The organism is Nitrosophilus sp. (assembly GCF_982775275.1).
In genome coordinates this window covers 1-5,434 of sequence record NZ_CEXZHP010000101.1, presented here as the reverse complement: position 1 = coordinate 5,434, position 5,434 = coordinate 1, and the positions used below count along the sequence as shown (strand labels likewise).

The window sequence follows — 5,434 nt, the reverse complement described above, 5'->3', positions numbered from 1 at the left end:
GTTTTTGTCATTCTTGGAACGTCCGGACCGTAAACATCAGCGTCAAGAAGTCCAACTTTGTATCCATCTTGAGCTAAAGCGATAGAGAGATTTACGCTTAGAGTGCTTTTTCCAACACCTCCTTTGCCGCTTGTAACGGCGATTATATTTTTTGCGTAGGGGGCTCTGTTGTTTGGTTTGGCTGTAGAGCCGTAATAGATGGATTTTTTTGGTTTTGTTTTTAATTTTACTTCGACTTCATACTCTTTTAATAACTCTTTTATAGCTTTTTCGATTTTTGGAAATACCTCTTGATTTGCGATATTTAAAATAATCTCAATATTTTTCCCTCTCTTTTTTATATTCTCTATCGTTTTTAACTCTACGATATTTTTATTAAGTCCAGGATATTTTATAGATTTTAATGTTTCTAAAATTTTGGTATCCATTTTTCCTCCATTTTATTCGTATGGATTCATTTTAATTTTTTGTTTTATTAATCTATCTATACTTTTTAGCTTTTGCATCCATTCATAAATAATCTCTTTTGAGTTTGGGAAGTCTAAAGATAGTTTTTTATACTCTTCAAATCTCTGTTTTAAAAGATTTGAGAGTTCGTTAAAAAAAATAGTCTCTTTTTTCTCATTGATAGCTTTTGCCAAAAGATCTTTAAAAACCTTTTCCCTATCTGCTAGATCTACCTCTACTTTTATCTTTTTGCCGATATTTACAAGTTCTTTGTTTGTTATGTAGCATCCGCTAAAATGAAGAGCCAATATCTGTTTTATTAGCATATTGTATTTATCTAAATTTTTATTTTTTTTCATTTTCTCTCTCCAATCTTATTTTAGCTGCTTTGCTAACGTCTATATCGGCGTCGTTTGATAATTTTTTTAATATATCTTTTGTTGTAGAAGGGTTTTCTGCGACCCTTAATCTTACCATCTTATCTTTATCGTCTGCTAAGATGTTTAATAATTCAACGGGAGTGTTTGGATTGCCGCTTAGTCCGTCTCTTACGATTTTTTCGTCGCTAAATAGTCTTTTTAGCACCTCTTTTGGTGTATTTGGATTTGTAGCGACAAGGGCTCTAACGAGATTGATCTCATCGTGACTTAGTTTTTCTAAAATCTCAACGGGAGTGTGTGGATTTTTGGCAACCGCCCATCTGCTTCCCATATCTGGCGAATTTGATAGCTTTATTAAAAGCTCTGTCATAATCTGGCTTTTTCCTTTTTCTCTATCATATACGCTTGTTCTTAAGCTCAGATTCATAGCTACCATTCCTACAACTTCCATATCTTCTTCAAATTTTTCATATATATCTTTTACTTTTTCAAGAGGTAGGTTTTTGTTATCAAGGAGTTCTAAAGCCTCATTTTTTGTCATTTTTGTCCCTTTTTTAGAAGTTAAAACGACTAAGCTATTTTGACGCTTAACCGTCCTTGCATAATATTATCAAAAATTTTTCAAATTTAATTATCAGTTTTTTTTCGATTATGGATAAAAATTATTGAATAAAAAATAAAAAAAGATATCAGAGGGTGTCGAAAGTTGATAAAAAAAGATAAAAAAAACTTATTTAAACTTCGATTAAGATTTGTAAATCTATAATGAATTGAGTGTGCGAAAAGCCCGATTTTACGGGTATAAGCACGATTGATTTTACTTATAAGGAGAAGTAATGAAGAGGTTAGTGCAAGCATTACTTATAGTGGCTTGTTTGATAGGCTTTGGTTTTGCAAAAGATAACTCGATATTGATTGAGGCAAAAGATGCTGTAAAGCTTATCGGAAAGCCTGGGGTTGTTTTTGTTAGTGGGGATGACGATACCGCTTTTGAAAATGGACATATTAAAGGATCGGTTAGTATGTATGCTCACCATCTTCATCATGCGGATATTATGGGCAATTTAGAGTGTGCTCCTCTTTTTATGTGTCCAAAGACAGCAGAACATTATATAGGAGCTCACGGAATAGACAACGATACGTTGGTGATAGCTTATGACAATTTTAGGGGTCCAAACGCAACAGGTGTTTATATGTATTTTAAAAGTTTTGGACACGATAAGGTAAAGGTTTTAAACGGAGGAATGGAAGCTATCAAAAAGATAGATCCAAATCAACAAAAATACAATAAATTAAAAAAAGAGGCAAGAAAAGTCAAAAAGGCTTATAAAAAAGCCAAGAAAGCCGGAAATAACGAAGAGTATAAAAAACTAAAGGCAAAATATGCCCAGTTGAAAAAGAGGATGAAAGCACTTGAGCCAAAACTTTTGATTCAAAAGGGTAAAAAAGTTATAGATTTGGGCCACCATCTTCACGCGGTTTTAGACCCAAAAGCAAATATTAAACAAAAACATTACCATATTGACGAGAAAAAGATCAGATACGATTTGATAGCAAGTAAAGATGAAGTTTATAAAGCGGTAAAAGATAGACTCAAAAACGGAGATAAAAGCAAATACGTAATAATCGATACCAGAGGAATGATAGAAATAATTGGCGAGAGAAAGATGGATAATGTAGCGCGGGGAGGTCATATTCCAACAGCAAAATTTATAGAGTGGAAAAATTTTACAGATTTTAAAAACAAAAAAAGTTTTAAAAATCTAAAAGAGATGGAGGAGGTATTTAAAAGATACGGCGTTACAAAAGATAAAACTATTTACGCATATTGCCATGTGGGCGCTGGAAGAAGCACAGAGATCACAACCGCTCTAAAACTGCTTGGATACGAAAATGTCAAAGTTTATACAGGAAGTTGGGACGAGTGGGGCAACGATATGAATCTACCTATTAGAAGATAAGGAGTTGGCGTAATGGAAAGAGTAAATAAAAAAAGAAGAGATTTTTTAAAGGTATCAAGCGCAACGGCAGCTTTGGTTGCAAGTAGCGGAAGCCTGTTTGCCAAAACCAATATTATCAGAGTGGAAAACGGCAAACATAACTATCCTAACACTACCTATACAGAGCAGATGTATAGAAACGAATTTGGCTTTACATACGGCAAAAAAGAGGAGCACGGCTTTGCTTATCACTGTGTAAACTGTCAGGGTAACTGCGCTTGGGAGATATGGAGCAATAACGGTGTTGTTACCAGAGAGAATCAGAGTGCCAGATATCCAAGAATAAATCCAAAAATTCCAGATTTTAATCCAAGAGGATGTAATAAGGGTGTTCAACACTCTCAAGTTATGTATGAAAAAGATAGAATCCTCTATCCAATGAAAAGGGTTGGCAAAAGAGGCGAAGGGAAATGGAAAAGGATTAGTTGGGATGAAGCTGCCCAAATCGTGGCTCAAAAGATATTTGATGTTATGACTGATCCTAAAAAGGGTCCAGAAAGATTGATGGTGCATGCTGGAACCGGGCTTCTTACAGAAGGAAGAAGAGGGGCTCCTCTTAGATTTTCTACTCAGCTTGGAGCATACAGGATATATCCCGCTTCATATCTTGGAGATATGTTTAGCGGTGCGGCAATAGCTTATGGAGAAGGAAACGTTGGTTGTACATATGATTTTATGTATCAAGTAGATAGCGCGATATTTTGGGGAGCAAATCCAAGCGTATCAAGGATACCGGATGCACATTTTGTCTGGGAGGGAAAATATAACGGAGCTAAAATAATCGTAATTACTCCAGAGTTTAACGCTTCAGCAAAAAGCGCTGATCTATGGATACCTATAAAGCCTGGAACAGATCAGTTTTTAGCTATGAGCGTGATGTATGAGATCATTAAAAACAGATGGTATAAGCCGGGATTTATGAAAATATATACAGATCTTCCTTTCTTAGTAAGGCTTGATAATAAAAAGCTTTTAAGAAGAGTAGATATTGAAGAGCCTCACAATGAAGAGGAACACGAGCATTATGAGGCACAATTTTATACAATGAACAAAAAAACTGGAAAAATTGCTCTAATGCCAGGTAGTCATGGAAGCGAGCATAAAACTCTGAAAATTGACGAGCTTGGAATCGATCCTATATTGGAAGGGGAGTGGGAAGTTACGTTAAAGGATGGCAAAAAAGTAAAAGTTACGACAGTATTTGAGCTGTTGAAAAAAAATGTAGAGCAGTTTAGTCCCGAAGCTACTCAAAAGATAACAGGTGTTCATCCAGATACCGTTAGAGTTTTGGCAAAAGAGATAGCTCTTCCAAAAGTTGTGGAGATCACTACCGGCTTTAGTTTAAATAAATATTTCAACGGGATTTTAAATATATGGAATATCTCCTCAATTTGCGGATTAACTGGGCGCCTTGGACCATATGGAGGATTAAATACCGAAAATGAGTTTAGTTTAAGCGGGCTTGGGACCCTTAGCGGATTTGGAAATAAATATAAGCCAAGATTTGGTTCGGGTTTTGTTGGGGAGTTTGTTTTTGGTGATGGATTGAAAACCTTTAAAGAGTATTTTAGCGACGAAGACGTAAAAAGAGCAACAGGCGGAAAAGTCGGCAAAGATGAGTATATAAAGATCATCGAGGAGGCTCTTAAACTTGGAGAAGATGGAAAAGAGCACGATGAAAAAGATCCATATTATAAACCTTGGTGGACCCCGGAAGTTGCTTTAATAGTAGCCGATTCGAAATTTAGAAGAAATAAAGGTAGCGAATATAGAAAAGCCTTTTTGAAAAAGACGAAGTTTTTTGCTTATGTGGACTATAAAATGAGCGAAGCGGCAATGTTTGCAGATATTTTGCTCCCGGCAAAATCCCATTATGAGGTGTATGATATCAGAACGAGCCCCGGATATCACAGGTTTACCAACCTTGCCCAACCTATCGCAAATATGAAACCGGTAGGTGAGGCTATGGATGAGTGGAGTATGTTTGCGCTATTGGCCAAAAAAATAGAAGAGATAGCAAACAAGCCTCAAAACAGAGCAAAAGCGAAAGTAAAAGATAGTAAAAAATATGCAAGAGAGGGGTATAGGGATCTGTTAAATTTTTATAAAGAGTTTACAAACAAAGATGAAGAGTCCGAAGCTGCAATGGAGCCTTATCTTGGCACGGATAAGCTTGCGGTTGAGGCCGCTCTTGAAAAGTGTGAGCAGTATGCCCCATGGACTATGGAGAAGATGTATAAAGCGGGAGGATTTTTGCAGCTAAACGAAAAAGCCGCAAAAATGTCTCCTTTGTATGCGGATAGGCCATATAACTCAGGAGAATATACCCTTTTTAAAATGGAGCCTTTTGAGACTTTAACCGGTAGACAGACATTTTATGTGGATCATCCAACATATCTCAAAATCGTAAACGGAACAAACTATGCCCTAAAACCTATAGCTCCTCAGGGTAAGAAAAATCCGTTTATGTTGATGACTCCTCATGCTAGATGGTCGATTCATAGCAACTGGAAAAATAGTAGAACCCTTCAAAGATTGCAACGGGGCGTTCCTTATGTGAGCATCAATAAAAAAATAGCCAAAATGAAAGGTATCGAAGATGGAGAT

5 protein-coding genes are annotated in these 5,434 nt (G+C 36.1%); 2 read left to right on the top strand and 3 right to left on the bottom strand.

The genetic code is table 11. The features are described 5' to 3' along the window. The 3 genes from AC30RD_RS05820 to AC30RD_RS05810 form a co-directional block, all read right to left on the bottom strand. Positions 1 to 428: P-loop NTPase (locus AC30RD_RS05820; RefSeq protein ID WP_489493399.1), on the bottom strand; the 428-nt coding region annotated here is incomplete at its 3' end. A 12-nt stretch (positions 429 to 440) separates the two neighbouring features. Continuing rightward, positions 441 to 806 (bottom strand): hypothetical protein, encoded by a 366-nt coding sequence (locus AC30RD_RS05815; RefSeq protein WP_489493398.1) that lies wholly within the window; start codon positions 804 to 806, stop codon positions 441 to 443. Further along, positions 793 to 1,368 carry a hypothetical protein gene (locus tag AC30RD_RS05810; RefSeq protein ID WP_489493397.1) on the bottom strand — a complete coding sequence of 192 codons (576 nt, stop codon included), beginning with the start codon at positions 1,366 to 1,368 and terminating at the stop codon, positions 793 to 795. The genes AC30RD_RS05815 and AC30RD_RS05810 overlap by 14 nt, the downstream gene beginning before the upstream one ends. A gap of 295 nt (positions 1,369 to 1,663) precedes the next feature. Between AC30RD_RS05810 and AC30RD_RS05805 the strand changes: the two genes are divergently transcribed. Together AC30RD_RS05805 and AC30RD_RS05800 are read left to right on the top strand one after the other, a co-directional pair. Then, positions 1,664 to 2,788, top strand: a complete 1,125-nt coding sequence (locus AC30RD_RS05805) for a sulfurtransferase (protein WP_489493395.1) — start codon at positions 1,664 to 1,666, stop codon at positions 2,786 to 2,788. A gap of 12 nt (positions 2,789 to 2,800) precedes the next feature. Next, positions 2,801 to 5,434 (top strand): molybdopterin-dependent oxidoreductase (locus tag AC30RD_RS05800; RefSeq protein ID WP_489493394.1); only part of this gene is annotated, 2,634 nt, incomplete at its 3' end.